Annotated in this window: 14 protein-coding genes and 1 tRNA gene; 13 read left to right on the top strand and 2 right to left on the bottom strand. The window is 36.3% G+C overall.

Features of this window, described 5'->3' with window-relative positions; all coding sequences use genetic code 11:
* Positions 1–411 precede the first annotated feature (411 nt).
* From CXF67_RS12045 to CXF67_RS12030, 4 genes are all read left to right on the top strand, one after another.
* A complete protein-coding gene (locus tag CXF67_RS12045) occupies positions 412–594 on the top strand; it encodes a hypothetical protein (RefSeq protein WP_145990465.1) in 183 nt (60 codons plus the stop codon).
* A gap of 49 nt (positions 595–643) precedes the next feature.
* Entirely contained in the window at positions 644–1,420 is a 777-nt protein-coding gene (locus CXF67_RS12040; RefSeq protein WP_102088971.1) for a GLPGLI family protein, read from the top strand.
* 37 nt (positions 1,421–1,457) lie between these two features.
* Complete coding sequence (locus CXF67_RS12035; RefSeq protein WP_102088968.1) at positions 1,458–4,097, top strand: carboxypeptidase-like regulatory domain-containing protein; 2,640 nt, start codon at positions 1,458–1,460, stop codon at positions 4,095–4,097.
* Between the two features lie 121 nt (positions 4,098–4,218).
* A complete protein-coding gene (locus CXF67_RS12030; RefSeq protein WP_145990464.1) occupies positions 4,219–5,034 on the top strand; it encodes a hypothetical protein in 816 nt (271 codons plus the stop codon).
* Between the two features lie 22 nt (positions 5,035–5,056).
* Here CXF67_RS12030 and CXF67_RS12025 read toward each other — a convergent pair.
* Positions 5,057–5,128 (bottom strand) — tRNA-Arg (locus CXF67_RS12025).
* An 81-nt stretch (positions 5,129–5,209) separates the two neighbouring features.
* Positions 5,210–6,322 (bottom strand): endonuclease/exonuclease/phosphatase family protein, encoded by a 1,113-nt coding sequence (locus tag CXF67_RS12020; protein WP_102088966.1) that lies wholly within the window; start codon positions 6,320–6,322, stop codon positions 5,210–5,212.
* 122 nt (positions 6,323–6,444) lie between these two features.
* On the opposite strand from CXF67_RS12020, the gene CXF67_RS12015 reads away from it, so the two are divergent.
* The 9 genes from CXF67_RS12015 (at position 6,445) to CXF67_RS11975 (ending at position 18,168) form a co-directional block, all read left to right on the top strand.
* Positions 6,445–9,318 (top strand): carboxypeptidase-like regulatory domain-containing protein, encoded by a 2,874-nt coding sequence (locus CXF67_RS12015; protein WP_102088965.1) that lies wholly within the window; start codon positions 6,445–6,447, stop codon positions 9,316–9,318.
* 20 nt (positions 9,319–9,338) lie between these two features.
* The gene (locus CXF67_RS12010; RefSeq protein WP_102088964.1) at positions 9,339–10,754 is read left to right on the top strand and encodes a DUF5689 domain-containing protein; all 1,416 of its coding nucleotides are present in this window, start codon (positions 9,339–9,341) and stop codon (positions 10,752–10,754) included.
* Positions 10,755–11,001: 247 nt separating this feature from the next.
* Positions 11,002–12,456 (top strand): lipopolysaccharide biosynthesis protein, encoded by a 1,455-nt coding sequence (locus CXF67_RS12005; RefSeq protein ID WP_102088963.1) that lies wholly within the window; start codon positions 11,002–11,004, stop codon positions 12,454–12,456.
* A gap of 2 nt (positions 12,457–12,458) precedes the next feature.
* Positions 12,459–12,890, top strand: coding sequence for a dUTP diphosphatase (dut, locus tag CXF67_RS12000; RefSeq protein WP_102088962.1), 432 nt, complete (start codon positions 12,459–12,461; stop codon positions 12,888–12,890).
* A gap of 263 nt (positions 12,891–13,153) precedes the next feature.
* Positions 13,154–13,795 carry a hypothetical protein gene (locus tag CXF67_RS11995; protein ID WP_102088961.1) on the top strand — a complete coding sequence of 214 codons (642 nt, stop codon included), beginning with the start codon at positions 13,154–13,156 and terminating at the stop codon, positions 13,793–13,795.
* Between the two features lie 9 nt (positions 13,796–13,804).
* The gene (locus CXF67_RS11990) at positions 13,805–14,818 is read left to right on the top strand and encodes a sugar phosphate nucleotidyltransferase (protein WP_102088960.1); all 1,014 of its coding nucleotides are present in this window, start codon (positions 13,805–13,807) and stop codon (positions 14,816–14,818) included.
* 7 nt (positions 14,819–14,825) lie between these two features.
* A complete protein-coding gene (locus CXF67_RS11985; protein ID WP_102088959.1) occupies positions 14,826–16,190 on the top strand; it encodes a tetratricopeptide repeat protein in 1,365 nt (454 codons plus the stop codon).
* A 119-nt stretch (positions 16,191–16,309) separates the two neighbouring features.
* Positions 16,310–16,960 (top strand): lipoprotein insertase outer membrane protein LolB1, encoded by a 651-nt coding sequence (locus tag CXF67_RS11980; RefSeq protein ID WP_257984682.1) that lies wholly within the window; start codon positions 16,310–16,312, stop codon positions 16,958–16,960.
* Positions 16,960–18,168 (top strand): murein hydrolase activator EnvC family protein, encoded by a 1,209-nt coding sequence (locus CXF67_RS11975; RefSeq protein WP_102088957.1) that lies wholly within the window; start codon positions 16,960–16,962, stop codon positions 18,166–18,168. Before CXF67_RS11980 ends, CXF67_RS11975 begins: the two co-directional genes overlap by 1 nt.
* Positions 18,169–18,274 lie beyond the last annotated feature (106 nt).

Below are 18,274 nucleotides of genomic sequence, written 5' to 3'. Positions count from 1 at the left end.
AATTGAAGTGTTTTATAATAAGTGCTATTCTTATAAAAGCCTTATATTTATTGCGACTTGTTACTATTAAACCTTAATTAATTTAAGTTTTAATAGTAAATTTAACCATTAATTGAATATTTAACAGTTAGGAATGTGTGATAACTGATTTTTTTTTCTAGTTTAGAGCAATAATTATAAAATCATATCAATGTTTTTCTAATTTAAAAAAGGAAATGCTTCTCCGAAGAAAAGCATTTCACAACAACAAGCATGAAATTTTCATACTCGCTCACGCTACAAGTATATTGATTTTTCATGAGATCTCTACTTAGGTTAACACCTATGTTTAATAATCTGGCAAGATTTAAACTTGCAACACTTTAATTTATAAATTTAAATATCATGAAAACTTTATTAATTTCATTTTTAATGTTACCCTTATTTAGTCTAAATGCTATTTCTGCAGAAGAAACTTCTATAGAAGTTCAAGAAGGTAATCAATGTACAGCATTCGTAGACTGTGACAATGATGGAGTATTAGATTATTATATGGCAGTAGATTGTGAATTTGCAGCTGATCTTCGAGATCAATTTGAAGATTCTTGTGGATAATATTAATCAAAAGGCTGGGATCAATTTTCCAGCCTTAATTTTTTATAATATGAAATATTTTATTATTTTTATATGTTTAACTAGTCTAAAAGTTTTATCCCAAACTGGTATAGTCAATTACGGCGAAATCCAGAGTATTGATATGGGGGCACCTATTGGTCCAGATTATAAAGCCATGTTAGTGTTTGATAAAAACTACTCTCTATATGTAACAAGGAAAGATTCTTTGGAAGGAGAAAACATATATGAACAGAAATCTTATTTTAATAGTTCAGGGAATGGTCATTATATTACAGTAGCTACCAATCCCAAAGGCTTTCAATATTATTACAATCCTAAGAAAAGAGTTTTTTTTTCTAGAGATTTAGGATTTCAGTACGTTAAAGATAGCACAATAAATATTCTCTGGGATATCCAAGAAGAAACCAAAATGATAGGGATTTATAAAGTACAAAAAGCAACAGCTCATTTTAGAGGGCGAGATTATACCGCTTGGTTTACATCACAAATCCCACTACCTTACGGTCCTTGGAAGTTAGTAGGTTTACCAGGTTTAATTTTGGAAGCTTATGATACCAATAAAGAAATCTATTGGTATTTTAAAAATATAGAATACCCTACTAAGCACTCCCATTTATTAAAACCTATAAACAATCCCAATCCTTCATGGATTTCATTTGAAGAATTTAGAAAAAACCAAATTAAATCCTTTCTTGATGCTAGAATAGGAGGCAGAATGATAGGAGAAAACATGGGGGTATCTGGATCAAAATCTAAAGTTTTGAAAACAAAGACTTATATAGAGGTATATGAAATTAAAGAATAATATTAGCTAGTCATCTTTTTAATCAAAATCTTATTACTTGAAGATCTTTCATTTCATTCTGCTTTTTTCAAGTTTACTTGCGTCTCTTTTAAGTCAAGCCCAAGAGTTAATAATAAAAGGACAAGTTGTAGAAAAGGAAACTAATTTACCTCTTGAAGGGTCGAGTATCGTTATAAGTTCACTTTCCAATAAGATCTTAGGCTACACCTATTCCACAGAAAATGGTAATTATAAGTTATCGGTAAATACGGACGCAGATTCGCTATATGTAAAAGTAAGTAGTTTTGGCTACGAATCTCAACAAATAGCCATCGAGAATTCTCAAGAATCTATTATTAGAAACTTCTCACTTCAACCTAAAGTAGAACAGCTCAACACAGTGGTTTTAGAAACTGAAGAAAAAATTAAGGTGAATAGAGATACGGTGTCCTATCGGGTTTCTGCGTTTACTAATAAGACCGAGCAAACTGTTGAGGATGTTTTAAAAAACCTACCGGGCATAGAAATCGACAACGATGGCAATATAAAAGCTCAGGGCAGAAACATCCAAAAGATACTCATAGAGGGCGATGATTTGGCAGACAGAAATTATAAAACCATCTCTAAAAATCTGGGAGCTGCTGTGCTAAGCAAAGTAGAAGTCATCAATAACTATAGTGAGAACCCTGTGTTGAAGCAGTTTCTTGACAGCGAAGCGGTAGTGCTTAATCTTAAGCTAAAAGACAAAGCTAAATCTATTTGGTTTGGAGGTGCAAAAGCTGGACTAGGAAATGATAGCCGCTACGAAGTGGATCTTAATCTTGGACTCATACGACCAGAAATCAAGTTTCTGGATTTAGGAAATCTCAATTCGATTGGTAAGCCAGCTGGAGAGCAACTCAATAATTATATATATGAACAAATGGGGTTTAATGATTTTGATGAAAATTTCAGTTTGGATCAAGATTCATTTTTAAGATTGCAATCCAGTTCAATTTTGATAGATGATAAGTTTTATGTTGAAAATGAAAGTGTTTCCAATAACCTTTTAGCCAATAAAACCATTTGGAAAGACAGCAAACTAAGAAACTCTTTATTTGTCACTGCAGACCAATTGCAAAGTGATTATTCTAATCTTACCTCCTATTTTTTGCCAGAAGGCGATATTACCTTTAGAGAAGACAATGCTTTTGAAACTCAAAATATCAACTTCAGAAATGATTTTGAAATTAAACATTCAATTGACGAAAATCATTTTATCACCTTTCAAACCGATGTATCTCTTACCAATTCTGATGTGAATCATGAACTCCTTTTTAATTCTAGCGACGAAATAGCTCAGGTTCTTGACGAACGCCGTATTGGATTATCCACCAATGTTCACTTTACCAAAAAGATAACCAACGGCGCACTTACGTTTTATGGCTTTACAGGAGTTGACCAAGATCAACAAGGATTCACCATCAATCCAAACACCATCTCGCCAGATGAATCTTCAAATTCAGAAAAACTCAAAACTGAAATAAAAGATAATACCGTTTATCAAGGTTTGGAAGGCAGTGCGATTTTGAAATTTAATAAACTGACCTATGCTATCAAAGCTGGGATTCTAAATCAGGAACGAGATTTTGACCATGCTTCAAGTGAACGTGTAGGAGCAATTATACATTCTGAAATCGATAGTTTATCGGGAACAAATTCAGAAGCAAGATTCAAATCCTTTGTAAATTTTAAAACTCAATATGAATTTATTCCAGACAAGCTTATTGCTGAAGGCGATCTCGAGCTGTCTAATGTAAATTTAAGGACAAGTACAGATTCCGGAAGTTTTCTTTTTTTTAACCCTAATCTTTCGTTGAGGCTGAGGAAAACAAAGCTAGGCAGTTTTACCATTCGATATAAAAGAATCAATGAATTGCCTAGTTTAAGCGATTTAAACAGCAACTTCATCGTACAAAATTACAGGAGTTTGATTTTGGGACTCGATAGGTTAGAAAGTATTTCCAGAAATCAATATTCGTTTAATTATATCTTTTCCCGTCCTAAAAAGCGAATTTTAATTGAAGCCGGAGTTTCTTATTCTGATTACGATAAACAATTGTCGGCGGATAATTTATTGAGTGAAAATCTCAATTTGACCCAACGAGAATTTATTCCTGGCGGAAGTCTATTGACAGGAAGATTAGGTTTTACTACGTATTTACCCATTGTAGACTCTAGTTTCAAAATCGGTTATACCAAAACCATTTTTGAAAACCCTTCTGTACTGAATGGTGAATTATTCGATATAAGTAATGAGAGCGACTTGTACTATTTCAGAGGAACGACGTACTGGGATGGCATTTTAAACTTTAAATTTTCTGGAAGTGTAAATTCAAATTCAGGAGAAATTGGCGAGTCTACCAACACAAACACCATTTATAATGCAAAGCTTGAAACCATACTCAGGCTTAACGATCGGATATTTGGCAACTTCAGAAATGAAGTCTTTGAAGTGAATTCTGAAATTTATCAGACCAGTAGTTTTAATTTGGAGTACCGACCTAATCAAAAATCTTATGTGTTTGGCATTGATGCTCAAAACATCTTTAATGCCAGATCCTACACGTTTAGTTCCATCACTAATTTCCAGAGAGGTGATTTAGTCTATAGAGCTGTACCTAGATTCTTTGTGGGGTATTTGAAATTTAGGTTTTAGATCTCAATTTTAACTTTAAAGACTAAAATCTGTGAGTAACATTTTGCTTTAGGTTATTATTACCAATCTGTTTCAAGCCATTTTATGAAACCTACCTAAATTAGCAACTAAAATAAATATCATGAAATTACTCAGCTATAGTTTTGCTCTGCTTCTTATGCTAGCCTGTTCTTCTCCGAAAGAAAAAGACAAGGATAAACAAGAGGTTAAAAATAATACCGAAAAACAAACGAAAGCAACTCATCCCCTAGTCGCTTCCTTAGAAAAAGCACATCAACTGGATGCCTTCCAAAAAGAAGATCTGGTAAGTTTCGATATTGAACTCAACTTTAACGGTCAGGACCGACTAAAGGCTAAGATTTATAGTACTACCAATTCATCTCAGGTGAAGGTAGTTAACCAAGAAGGGACAGAGTTGTTTTTTGACGGGTCTGAAGTGTGGATACACCCCGAAGACAGTCTATATCAGGGTGCCAGATTTGATGCTTTAACCTGGTCTTACTTCTTTATGGCTCCCTATAAATTAAACGATATTGGGACATATCATTCTAAAACAAAGCCTTTACCTTATCAAGACGATTCGGTTTTAGAAACCACCAAATTGACTTTTGGCAACAACGTTGGGGACTCTCCAGACGATTGGTATGTGGTCTACCAGCGTAAAGAAGATAATCTTTTAGCTGCTATGGCTTATATTGTCACCTTTGGCGGTAAAAGCGAAGAGAAAGCCTCTCAAAATCCGCATGCGATCAATTATGAAGACTATAAGGAGATTGACAGTATTCCTTTTGCGCACCGCTGGACCTTTTGGAACTGGAGCGAAACTGAAGGATTGAAAGATCAAATTGGAGAAGCCCGTATTTCTAATATTGATCTAACGAAAAATGCTAAAGAAATAAGTAAGAAACAGGGTTCAGTACCTGTTTCTCTTAACTAGAATAAAATCAAAATTATAAGTGTAGCTCCGCTAAGAATCGAACTTAGATCTAAAGTTTAGGAAACTTTTGTTCTATCCATTGAACTACGGAGCTATTATAGATTTAGAATTTCCAAAGTTAGTTGAAAAATTTGAAATGAATATAAAAACCAACACGAACTATGGTATAGAAATTCTAGTCATAAGGCAAGGGCACTGCCGACTTTTTCTTAATCAGATATAAGTATACCGGAAAGTGGTCACTATAGCCATTGGTAAACCCACCATCGGCAAAGGAGCGAAAGGGGTAGCCTTTAAAGCGGCCTTTTGGATTTTGTAAATAATATGGATTAAAAATATTGGCCTGGTAAAGCGTATAGCTTGAGTAATCGGTAGTTCGAATTAAAGGTTTCGAGACTAGAATCATATCAAAGAGATCCCAGGTATCTCTCCAGGCAACGGTGCCAATGCCTTTTTTAAAGAGCTTTTCGAGGGGATTATAAAGTCCTCTTATTCCTACATTTTCAGAAAATTCTTGAGCTTCCAAAACCTCCTTTATGCTTTCGTTATAAGGGCCATCATTAAAATCTCCCATAATTAGGATTTTCGCATAGGGGTCTTGGGTTTGTATAGAATCTTTAATTTTTTTAGTGAGTTTAGCGGCGTTGACGCGATTGGGGCGGCTGCGTTTTTCGCCTCCTCTTCTAGAGGGCCAGTGATTTACGATAAAATGCATCTCCTCACCGTCCAGTTTTCCCTTAACATAAAGCTGATCTCTGGTATACTTCCGTTTGGTTCTATCGGTATCGCTATACAACACGAGTTCGTGGGCCTTGGAGTGGATGGGCCTAAATATGTTTTTTCTATATAGAAATGCCACGTCGATACTCCTTGCGTCTGGCGAGTTGTAATGTATAATCCCGTAATCATAGTCGGATAAGGAGTGGTCGTTTACTAGATCTTGCAACACGTTAAAGTTTTCAACTTCACATACGCCAATCATCGCTGGCGGTTTTCCTGTGACTTCAGACCCTAAGTCTGCAATAACTCTGGCCATGTTTCTGACTTTTGCTCTGTAGATGGTCTCGCGTTCACCTTCTGCGATTTCCATAAGAGGAGAACTTTCATCAAATTTAGTGGGGTCATCTTCAGTATCAAATAAATTTTCCAAATTGTAAAATCCTATAGTATGGATAAGGAATTCTTCTGATCCTTGAGATGGAGGCGTTGTCTTCTGTACCGAAGAACAGCTACACAAAAGGACTATAAATCCCAAAACGAGACCTTGAAGATTCTGACTTGAAATCATCTCATACTAATTACATATAAAGTATAGTATATGTTTGAAATATAAAAATAACATATTTTTTTATTTAAATAGTTGCATTATATAAATAGACTTATGTTAACTTTAATACATAATAGACGGTTATGTTTAGATTTCATTTACTGTTTTATGTATTTCCCCTTATCTTAATGGGGATAGTTGCTACTGCTCAGCAAACTGATGTTAAAGGCATAATCTTGGAAATGGATACAGAACAGCCACTCCCTGGGATAACTATTTCTATTGAAGGGACGGGCATAAAAGTACTGACCGATGAACAAGGAAGATTTATGTTTGTTTCTCAAGATTTGCCCTTAGGGGAGCAAATTTTGGCTGTAAATTCCACTAATTATGAGTCTAAACGTTTTCCGATCATCATCAATGAAGGACAACGACTAGACCTAGGTGAGATTTATCTCACTATTGATTTAAGCGAGGAAAATAGACAGATTAGCACTATTTCTTTATCCGATGATGAGTTGGACGGAGATGATGCTAGCTCTTTTAATATTTCTGGTCTTTTAGCCTCGTCTCAAGATACCTACTTAAGAGCTGCGGCATTTGATTTTAGTGCTGCCTTTTTTAATCCAAGAGGCTTGGATAACGCCAATGGTAAATTACTAATTAATGGCTTGGAAATGAACAAGCAGTTTTCTGGAAGGCCCAACTGGGCGAACTGGGGAGGACTTAACGATGTGCAAAGAAATCGAGTGTTTTCAAAAAATACAGAAGCAAGTGATTACACTATTGGGGATGTAGCAGGGGTCTCTACTATTATAATGAGAGCCTCCAAAATGAGAAAAGGGGGGCGCGTGTCTTTCGCAAGTTCCAACAGAAGCTACCAGGGCAGAATTATGGGAAGTTATAATTCTGGTTTACTCAACGGCGGTTGGTCCTATTCAGTCTTGCTGTCTAGACGTTATGGCGAGGAAGGCTTTAGAGAAGGAACCTTATACGATGCCAATTCTATTTCTGTCTCTGTTGAAAACCAAATTAATGATAAGCATAGTCTCAATTTTACAGGCTTTTATGCCCCCAACAGACGAGGATTAGGAACGGCGGTGACTCAGGAGGTTGTCAACTTAAAAGGTATAGACTACAATCCGAATTGGGGAAGCTATGATGGTGCTCGGCGCAATTCTAGAATTCGTAAAACCGAAGAGCCTATTTTTATGCTAAATCACTATTGGGATATTACCGATCATATTTCTTTAAATACCAATGTGGGCTACCAATTTGGATTCTCCTCTACCTCCCGCGTAGAAAACGGCGGCACGCGATTATTTACAGATCCTAATACTGGTGAACAAGCCTACCTAGGCGGGGCAAGAAATCCTTCGCCTATTTATTATCAAAACTTACCAAGCTATTATTTAAGAGACCCTAACCCCACTCCACTAGATTATCAAGGGGCTTTTTTAGCTCAGCGAGAGTTTCAAAACGATGGACAATTTCAATGGGAGGATCTTTACTTTGCCAATTTCTTAAATCAGAATAGGGGTGGAAATTCTACTTATGCTATCCAATCCGATCGTGTTGAAGACAAACAAGTCATGGCCAATACTATTTTGGATGTAAAATTAGCCGAAAATATAACACTTAATGGCCGGTTAAACTACAGGAAGCTCGAGAGTGAAAACTTTGCTCAGCTAGAAGACCTGTTAGGGGGAAACCACTATTTAGATGTAGATTTTTTTGCTGAGGAAAGTTCTTTAATTACAGGGATAGGAACAGATCTGGCTCAGAGTGATCTCAGAAATCCCAATCGCCTTGTTTTAGAAGGAGAACGTTATAAATACAATTATAAGGTTGATGCAGAAGTTTATGATGCGTTTGCTCAAGCTCAGTTTCAATATAGACGTATAGATTTTTACACGGGCTTAAGCTTTGGGAAGACAACTTATCAAAGAACAGGCTTATATGAAAATGGATTTTTTCCAGAAGGGCGTTCTTTTGGTCTAGGAGAAGAATTGGATTTCACAACCTATGCTCTAAAAGGAGGGGCAACTTTTCGAGTAACGGGAAGACATGTTTTTACTCTAAATGCGGCTTACTTTCAAAATGCACCTACTCTTCAGAACTCCTACAGCAACGCCAGACAAAATGGAGATACAGTTGAAGGGATAACGGAGGTGAAAATTCAATCTGCAGATCTCAGTTATATTTATAAATCTCCAATTATAAGCGGGCGCATCACGGGGTTTTATACTGGTTTTCAAGATGAAACCAATGTTGGATTTTATTATACAGAAGAATTAACTGGCTTACCGGTGGCTAACAATCAAAATAATGCTTTTGTGCAGGAAGTCATGACGGGTATCGACAGGTTACATTATGGGGCTGAATTTGGTGTAGAAGCAAAAGTTCTTACCACATTAACTCTTAAGGCAGCAGGCTCTTTTGGGCACTACATTTACGATAGTAATCCAAATTTGTATTTGTCCAGTCAGAATTTCCCAGAGGTGAAGCTGAGGTTTGGCGATGGTAAAACCGAGTTAAAAAATGTGAGAGTGCCTAGTGGTCCAGAACGTGTCTTCCAAGTGGGCTTCGAGTACCGAGATCCTCAATATTGGAATTTTGGCGTCACGGTCAATCACTTTTCTCATACTTATATAAGTCCAAGCGGACTTTTACGATCTGATAATTTTGCTTTGGATACCGACGGAATTCTTTATAATGATTATGATGAAATTCTAGCTAAGGATATTTTAAAGCAGGAACGCTTTGATGACTATCTGCTTGTGAATATGATAGGTGGTAAATCTTGGAAAGTCAAAGATTACTACGTAGGTTTTTTTGCAGTGGTCAATAATGTGCTAGATCAAGACTACAAAACAGGAGGATTCGAACAATCTAGAACGAGTAATTATAGAAGCAGAGGCGAAGATCTCAATCGGGAAAATGGACCTCTATTTGGTAACCGGTATTTCTTTGGCTTCGGGACTACCTATTATTTAAGCGCATATATAAGATTTTAAAAATATAAAAAGGCAGACTGATGAAACCGATAAAAACAAACATGATATTCCTTTGCTTAGGGATGCTCCTATTCTTCTCTTCCTGTGTAGAAGATGACGACTATAATGCACCCCAGTTTATGGAAACCCCTCCTGAAATAGAGGGAAACATTATAAGTTTAGCTTCTCTAGCTGGAGTTCTAGCTCAAAACGACAGCCTCTTTACGTTTGAGGCAACGAATAATTTTGCTGAAGCCTATGTCGTGTCGAACGATGAAGGGGGGAACTTCTTTAGAGAGCTCATCGTCCAAGATAAGCCAGAAGCTCCTACTTATGGTATTGCTGTTCAAGTAGACCTAAGCCCTTTGTTTACAAAATATAACTTTGGAAGAAAGGTATATATCAAACTCGATGGCCTTACTTTAGGTCAGAGAGAAGGGAGTGAACCCAGATTGGGAATGGTAGATGGAAGTACTATTGGAAAAATTCCAGAATCTTTTGTAGAAGAGCATATCATAAGAGACACGATAACCGCACAAGTTGTCGCCACTCAAAAACAGTTATCAGAACTGGTGTTTACGGATGCAAATACGTATGTTGAACTTACGGATGTTCAATTTTCAGGTATTTATTTCTTGAACAATACTTCTACAACATACGCCTCCGAGACACAAGACGAATTTAATGGAGAAAGAAGTTTGGAAAGCTGCGTAAGTTCTGCAGAACTTATATTTAGTACAAGTACCTTCTCCGATTTTAAGGGGCTTTCTCTACCTCCGGGGTCTGGAAGTTTGAAAGGGATTGTCACACGAGATTTTCTTGGCGAGTTTTTTACGTTTTATATCAATTCCCCTGCAGATGTAGTTATGCTTGGAGAACGTTGTGATCCCCTTGTGTTTTCTTGTGGAATCGCTGCTACTCCAGCAGCAATGGAATTCATCACTATTGATTTTGAAGACCAAAACACAAATAATCCCCTGAGTATTCCTGGTTGGACCAATTATATAGAATCGGGTTCTGAAGCCTGGGAAGCTTTTTTGGATAACGGGACTAACCAGTCTTTAGGAATATCGGCGAGAGCAGGGTCTTTTAACTCTGGGGATGTCACTAATGTGTCTTGGTTGATTACTCCAGTAATCCCTATTGAGGCCAATTCAAAAGTTACTTTAGAATTTAAAACCTCCAACAGCTTTTCCGATGAAAGCGTATTACAGGTTCTTTATTCTGTCGACTGGGACGGAACAGAAGAAGGCGTCTCTGCAGCAAATTGGGCAAGTATTTTAGATGCAGAAATCGTTCAAGATGATCAATTTTTTGCAGACTGGGTCAGCTCTGGACTTGTAGATATGTCCTGTTTTGAAGGAGATGGCTATATCGCCTTCAGATATATAGGCAGCGGTGCTGAAGCTAGTGATGGAACTTATGAATTGGATGATATTTTAATTTCTGTAGAATAGGCTAGGTATGCTGAACTTGAAGAGGAGGAGTCTCAATTTAGTATAACCCGACCAATGAAATTTTAAGATGGAGTTTTCAGAATTTTAGAATAGTAAAAGTCAAGTCAATTGAAGATCCTGAAACAGGTCTACCTGCCAGTTGCATTCAGGTAAGTTTAGGATGACAAACCACCAAGTTATGTGACAACTTATTTTGTAATGGTTCGACTTTATAATTTACTACATTTGAAAAAAATGAATTTCTCGGGTGAGTATCTATAAAAAGCTTTTTAAAAACACCTTTATTTATGGAGTAGCGACAGTAATCCCGAGGATGCTTTCAGTTATTTTGGTTCCTCTATATACTGGGGTCCTAGAAAATAACTCCTTTGGAGATTACTCCATCATCTTCTCCTACTTTGTTATTTTCAATGTGATTTTAGCATATGGGATGGAAACAGCTTTTTTCAGGTTTTATAATAAAGAAGAAGATAAATCTCAAGTTATACACACCTCCACTTGGTCTATTCTCTTTACAACACTGGCTTTTCTAGCCTTAGCCTACCTATCGATATCAAACATTGAAAATTTCACAAGGATCAATCCTCAAAATCTACAAATCATCATTTGGATTCTGGCCTTAGATGCTTTGGCAATTATCCCTTTTTCATGGTTAAGAGCGACCAGCCAACCTGTGAAATTTGCATTTATCAAAACTGTAAATGTTGGCATAAATCTGGGCTTGAGCGTATTTTTTCTTCTCTATTTGGGCCAATGGTCTGAAACAAATTCTTTCTTCCAATCGATCTATATTCCCAATTTTGAAGTAACCTACATTTTTATCTCTATGCTAATTGCCAGTGGGGTTACTTTATTTCTTTTGTTCGATTTCTTTAAGAAAATCAAATTTCAATTTAACTGGAGCCTATGGAAATCTATGATGTCCTATGGTCTTCCGGTTTTGGTTGCGGGGTTTGCCTTTTCTATCAACGAGGTTGTAGACCGCTTGTTTTTGGAACGGATGTTACCAGAAAACATCGCTAAAGAACAAATTGGGATTTACTCGGCTTGTTATAAGCTAGGGATGTTTATGACTCTCTTTGCCACGGCTTTTCGACTGGGTATAGAGCCCTTCTTTTTTAGTCATGCGTCCAGCAAAAATCCCAAAACAGCTTACGCGATGATCACCAAATATTTTGTGATTGTTGGATCTATAATTTTATTGGGCGTTATGGTATTTGCAGATGTCTTTAAACAGCTTTTAATCCAAGATGAGAGCTATTGGGAAGCCATGAAGATTGTTCCAATCATTCTGCTGGCCAATTTGTTTTTAGGAATTTATCATAATCTTTCGGTCTGGTATAAGGTCACAGACAAAACTCACTATGGTGCTTATATCTCCTCAGTCGGAGCGCTTTTTACAATAGCAATCAACTTTTGGTTAATTCCTAAAATCGGTTATGTCGGGTCAGCAATAGCTACCTTAACAGCCTATGCCAGTATGATGTTACTTTCGTTTTTCTTGGGTCAAAAGCATTATGCCATTCCTTACAAATACGGTAAAATATCAATCTACCTCGGTGTTTCAATTCTATTTTCTATACTTTCGTTTTATTATTTCAGAGAAAATTACCCAGTGGGAATTTCTCTCATTTTAGTATTCTGTGTTGGAGTTTATCTAAGCGAAAAAGAGGAACTCCAAAGACTTATAAAATCAAAATAACCATGAAAGTAAAGATTATCAATCGTTCCGCTTTTGAATTGCCTAAGTATGAGACGTCTCAATCTGCTGGAGTAGACCTTAAAGCAAACATGAAGGAACCTATTCATTTAGAAAGCTTAGAGCGCTGTCTTGTCAAAACAGGACTTTTTATAGAACTTCCTCTTGGTGTGGAAGCCCAAGTAAGACCAAGAAGCGGTTTGGCTCTCAAAAAAGGCATCACGGTTCTCAATTCTCCGGGCACTATAGATGCAGATTACCGTGGAGAAATTGGAGTTATTCTGGTGAATTTATCAAAGGAGATTTTCACCATAAATTCAGGCGATCGTATCGCTCAACTTGTTCTAGCAAAACACGAACAAGCCGAGTGGCAAGAAGAAGACACCTTGACAGAAACTCAAAGAGGGGAAGGAGGATTTGGAAGTACGGGACACTAATGCCAAATTAAATTTATGATGTCGTATAAATAAATTGAATTATACTACGACATAGTTCAGCATAGGTTTTTTGATTGAAGTTAAAAATAATTAGCATAGCCTTAGTTACGGTCATTATTTTTAATAAAAAGCAGACTAAAAAAACCTGAGCCGATTCGTTTTGGTAAAACAACTTATGGCGTTATTATAGGTTTAAATTGGTATACGACGTATTTTAAAAGCAAATCAACAAAAGAGGGTTCTACTTTTAATTTTAGATAGACATGACATTCGAAAAAGACTTTAAAGAAGCACTTAGCTTTCTTCCAGACAAAGAAAAAGATAAACTCATCTTGCGCTTGTTGAAAAAAGATAAGATATTGGCCAAGCGTTTGTATTTTGAAATGGTGAGTTCTACTAGTTTAGAAGATAAGCGCTCCCAAATGGAAGAGAGTATTAAAGAGAGAACGAAACTGTTCGGTAAGGAATTTTACTCTGTGGGGTATTTAAACATGGACATCCGTTTTTTGAGTGGTGATATTACCGAACACGTCAAAATCACCAAAGATAAATTTGGAGAGGCTAGTCTAAATTTGCTGTTATTGAAGGAAGTTTTAAAACACAATAATTCTCATATTAGTAAAGCTACGCCACTTAAATTTAAAAAGATAGGGGTAGCGCTTATCGCTAGAGCCTATAAAATTCTCGTTCTGATCGATAAATTAGAACAAGATTACTTACTAGAGTTAGAAGAAAACCTTGAAGAATTAGGTCGTCTTATCGGAGAAAACCCACCATTACTGAAAATGGCAATTTTCTGCGGACTTGATGTTAATTGGTTCATTCGAGCAGAGATACCAGAAAACATATCAGATATTTACAAGCATGTAAGGGCTGAAGGCTATCTTAGTGCAAAAAATTATTAAACTTATTTTATGAAAATTATAGTTCCTATGGCCGGAAGAGGCTCAAGATTAAGACCACATACACTTACCATTCCAAAACCCTTAATACCTATTGCTGGAAAACCTATCGTACAGCGTTTGGTTGAAGGTATAGCTGAGGTGCTTGAAGATGAAATAGATGAAATCGCTTTTATCATTTCTGAAGATTTTGGTGTTGAAATTGAAGCAAAGCTGAAAAGTATTGCGACAAGTTTAAAGGCGAAATCGACTATTTATTATCAAGATAAACCTTTAGGAACCGGTCACGCCATTATGTGTGCTAAAGACTCATTGAGTGGTCCTGCTGTAATTGCTTATGCCGATACTCTGTTTAAAGCTGATTTTAAATTAGATAAAGAAGCAGACGCAGTTATGTGGGTAAAACAAGTGGAAAATCCTGAAGCTTTTGGGGTCATAAAACTAAATGACAAAGGACAGATTACAGAGTTAGTAGAAAAATCTAAGGACTTTGTTTCTGACTTGGCAGTGATTGGGATTTACTATTTTAAAGAAGTGTCACAGCTTAAAACTCAGTTGGAGAAAGTCATCGAAGAAAACATTATGCATGGTGGAGAATACCAGATCAATGATGGGATTAAAAAGATGAAAGAAAATGGGGCTATTTTTAAACCAGGACAGGTTGACGAATGGATGGATTGTGGCAATAAAAAGGTGACCGTTGAGACGAATTCTAGAATGCTGAAGTTTATTCATGAAGACCAAAAAGAACAATTGATGTCTTCCTCCGTAAAAATTGAAAATTCTGAAATTTTAGAGCCTTGTTTTATCGGGGAAAATGTGTTTTTGAAAAATGCTAAAATCGGTCCAAATGTTTCTATTGGAAATGGGACAACGATTGAGAACTCATCCATTAAAAATTCCTTGATTCAAGAAAACTCTCAAGTTATTAATGCTAATCTTGATAAAGCTATGATAGGGAACTTCGCTAAATTTGATGGGAATTTCACATCCGTAAGTATAGGAGATTATTCGGTTTTAGATTAAAAAAGGTATGTCAAAACACATTCGTCTTTATTGTTTCATGGTAATGCTGCTGTCCCTTCACAGTCATGCTCAGGACAAAGACAATTTATCTGAAGAGATCAACGTGGATAATCTTGGAGATAACACAGACGAATTTCAAGAGACTTTCTTTAGGGCGATTGCCCAAAGGGCTATAGAAAATCCCCAAAAAGCGATAGAAGAATTAGAAAAATGTTTAAAGCTTCAGTCCAACAATACGGCGGTGTATTACGAATTAGCCAAAAATTACATCGATTTGGAAGCCTACGACAAGGCAGAAACCTTCTTAAAAAAGACTTTAGAAGATTCAAAATACAAAGAAAATATAAACATTCACAAGCAGTTGTTTTATGTTTATTCCATGCAGAAAAGGTATGAGGATGCTATAGAAGTCGCCCAATTTATAGCTGAAAGTGATCCGGTGTATTATCAGGAGTTGTCGAATTTATACTTGATCCAAAATGAATATCAACAAGCTTTACAAGCCTTGGATCGTTTTGATGCGACGGAGGGTTTAGATGAGTTTCGAGATCAATTTCGAATGGTCATTTATAAAGAAGGGGACCTCTTAAAAAAAGGGGTCAACTATTTTAAAGGCAGGTTTCAAAATTCTTTGGAAGATACTCGAGCGGCAACATACCTTATGGAACTTTATAGGCTTAACAACGCTCCAGAAGAATCTATAAAAGTTGGGATTCGCGTGCAAGAACACTCTTTTTTTAACCCAGAAATTAATGTAGAATTAGCTTTAGCTTATTTGGTGACTAGAAATATCCCAAAAGCTAAAGCTTACAGTCAAAAAGTGTTGGAAAGCCTCACTCTAGAAGAAAAAGATAAAGTAAAAGTGATCAACTCCTTTAAAGCCTTTGCGCTCCAAAATCCTGATGCCCAAGATGCTTTTGTAAGCGTATTAGACTCAGCACTCACCTCAGAAAAGAACTCCTCCAGCAAAGCAGAATTAGGAGAATTTTATAAATCTAGAGATAAGGAGAAAGCCTTAGACAATTATAAATCTGCTTTACGCAATAAGCCTAATGATTTCAGGTTAATAACAAATATCATTGAGCTTGAAGTGGAGTTAAATAAGTTTGAGGACTTATTAAACACTAGTGAAGAAGCTTTACAGAGTTACCCTTCACAAGCATTGCTATATTATAGTAAAGGATTAGCTTTGAACAAATTGAAAAAACACCAAGCAGCTATTGAGGTTTTGGAAGAAGGTTTAGACTATATTTTCGAGGATAGTAATCTAAAGCGAAGCATGTTTAAAATTTTAAAAGACTCCTATTTGGCATTAGGTGAAACTGAAAAAGCGGAGGCTTACAAGAAAAAATTAATAATAATAGCAAATTGATGAATCGCCATTTTTTACATATAAGTTTAGTCCTTTTGGTAGTTATACCTTTCACAAGTTGCACGTCCTTGAAAAGCAATTCGAGTTCTGGGTTAAAAGAAAAATCAGCTAGAGCGGTCATGAATAGGTACGAAGACAATTTTGCCGACTTTAAAACCGCCAATGGGACTATGAAAGCAAAGTATAAGGCTGAAGGCGATTCGCAATCCATTACTATTTCATATAGAATTGAAAAAGATAAGGCGATTTGGATGAGTGCAAAATTGATGGGATTATTGACCGTTGCTAAAGTCTATATTACCCCAGATCGGTTTATGTATTATGAAAAGATAAATAAAACTTACTTTGATGGTGATTTTTCAATGGCCGAAGAGTTTCTGGGAGTCGATGTCAACTTTCAAAACCTTCAGAACTTATTAATAGGCAAGCCAATGTTCGATCTCGAAAAGAAACAAATGCTCTTTGATGAGAATACCTATGTTTTTCTGCAGAACATCAAAAATGTTTTATCGTATTCGGCGAGTATAGATGGGCGTCAATTTGAAATGAAATCTCAATCTCTTCGGAATCAGAATAGCGAAAGCTTGGTTATAGATTACGACCAATTTCAATTGATCAATCAAAAGAAATTTCCGTCAAAAATAAGACTGACTGCCCAAAATGGTGATGAGAAAGTGAGAATTGATCTGGATTATCGCTCGGTTAGTTTTGATGAAGAACTCAGTTTCCCCTTCTCTATTCCAAATAACTACGACTTTTTAGAATTTTGATGAAATACCTTCAATACATACTTGTCTTCTTCATGATTTGTGCTAGCCAACAGGTTTTTGCACAAACTCGAGGAGAGCTTGAAGCCAAACGTCAAGCCATTCAGCAGGAAATTGACGAGATTAATAAAATCATAAGAACCACAGAGTCAAAAGGTAGATCGGCTTTAAGCGAGTTTGAGGACCTTCAATATAGAATTAAAGCGACAGAAAGATTAATCCAAGTCAACAACCAAGAGGCAAATTTATTGACAAGAGAAATCACTAGCAATGCCAATAAAATTGACAGGTTTCGAAATGAGCTTAAACAGCTGAAGGACGATTATGAGCAAATGATACAGAAGTCTTATAGAAGTAAATCCAATAAAAGCAGGATTATGTTTTTGTTTTCTTCGGAGTCTTTTCTACAAGCTTACAAAAGAATTCAATACATGAAGCAGTTTGCACAATATCGCAAAAAGCAAGGTGTTGAGGTTATGGCGCAAACTAAAACACTGCAAAACCTAAATTCGACTCTGTTTGAGCAGCGCAGAGACCAAGAAAAAATACTGGCAGAGAATCGCCAAACGAAATCTAGGCTGGTGAGTGATAAAAACACACAAGAACAACTTCTGACCAGTATAAATAAACAGAAGAAAAAATACGCTCAGGAGCTTAATCAAAAGCAAAAAGAAGTGAGTAGGATAGATCGTGAAATTGATAGATTGATACGGGAAGCAATTGCGATAGAAAATAAAAAAGTGGGATCGGATGCCAAGGCAACCTTTAAGCTCACCCCAGAAGCAAAGGCTTTAGCCAAAGATTTTGCCAATAATAAGGGCAAGCTTCCTTGGCCAGTAAAATCTGGAATTGTGTCTATGCGCTTTGGTGAACGCCCCCATCCTATTGTCAAAACTATTAAGATAATGAGTAATGGGGTAAGGATAGATACTGAGAAAAACGGCATTGCAAGAGCTGTTTTTGAAGGAGAGGTAAGCCAGATAAGTAAAATTCCAGGCGCCAATGTTGTGGTTATGGTAAGACACGGGGACTATTTATCTATCTATAATAACCTCCAAAGAGTATTTGTAAAATCTGGAGATAAGGTAGAACGAGGAGAAGAACTAGGGGAGATAGGGATCAACTCATCTTCAGGTAAAACGACTCTCATCTTTCAACTGTTTAAGAATACTTCCAAACTAAATCCGGAACAGTGGATTTATAAAATGTAATTCTCAAATATCTACGGGTATTTTATCCAGACTCATAAGCTTATCGTAAATCCTTTATTTTTAACCAAGTCTTAACAACTCAGAATGGATTTAATTTTCAATTTGC

Source organism: Psychroflexus sp. MES1-P1E (assembly GCF_002836055.1).
Taxonomy (GTDB): domain Bacteria; phylum Bacteroidota; class Bacteroidia; order Flavobacteriales; family Flavobacteriaceae; genus Psychroflexus.
Note: the sequence above shows the minus strand (reverse complement) of the source record. Positions and strands in the feature narration are given on the sequence as shown.

Bases quoted from the DNA above. Each gene is read 5' to 3' on its own strand.
- CXF67_RS12040 (WP_102088971.1), top strand. From the start codon at position 644: ATGAAATATTTTATTATTTTTATATGTTTAACTAGTCTAAAAGTTTTA.
- CXF67_RS12045 (WP_145990465.1), top strand. From the start codon at position 412: ATGTTACCCTTATTTAGTCTAAATGCTATTTCTGCAGAAGAAACTTCT.
- CXF67_RS11990 (WP_102088960.1), top strand. From the start codon at position 13,805: ATGAAAATTATAGTTCCTATGGCCGGAAGAGGCTCAAGATTAAGACCA.
- CXF67_RS12015 (WP_102088965.1), top strand. From the start codon at position 6,445: ATGTTTAGATTTCATTTACTGTTTTATGTATTTCCCCTTATCTTAATG.
- CXF67_RS12030 (WP_145990464.1), top strand. From the start codon at position 4,219: ATGAAATTACTCAGCTATAGTTTTGCTCTGCTTCTTATGCTAGCCTGT.
- CXF67_RS12020 (WP_102088966.1), bottom strand. From the start codon at position 6,322: ATGATTTCAAGTCAGAATCTTCAAGGTCTCGTTTTGGGATTTATAGTC.
- CXF67_RS11985 (WP_102088959.1), top strand. From the start codon at position 14,826: ATGTCAAAACACATTCGTCTTTATTGTTTCATGGTAATGCTGCTGTCC.
- CXF67_RS12010 (WP_102088964.1), top strand. From the start codon at position 9,339: ATGAAACCGATAAAAACAAACATGATATTCCTTTGCTTAGGGATGCTC.
- CXF67_RS11995 (WP_102088961.1), top strand. From the start codon at position 13,154: ATGACATTCGAAAAAGACTTTAAAGAAGCACTTAGCTTTCTTCCAGAC.
- dut (WP_102088962.1), top strand. From the start codon at position 12,459: ATGAAAGTAAAGATTATCAATCGTTCCGCTTTTGAATTGCCTAAGTAT.
- CXF67_RS11980 (WP_257984682.1), top strand. From the start codon at position 16,310: ATGAATAGGTACGAAGACAATTTTGCCGACTTTAAAACCGCCAATGGG.
- CXF67_RS11975 (WP_102088957.1), top strand. From the start codon at position 16,960: ATGAAATACCTTCAATACATACTTGTCTTCTTCATGATTTGTGCTAGC.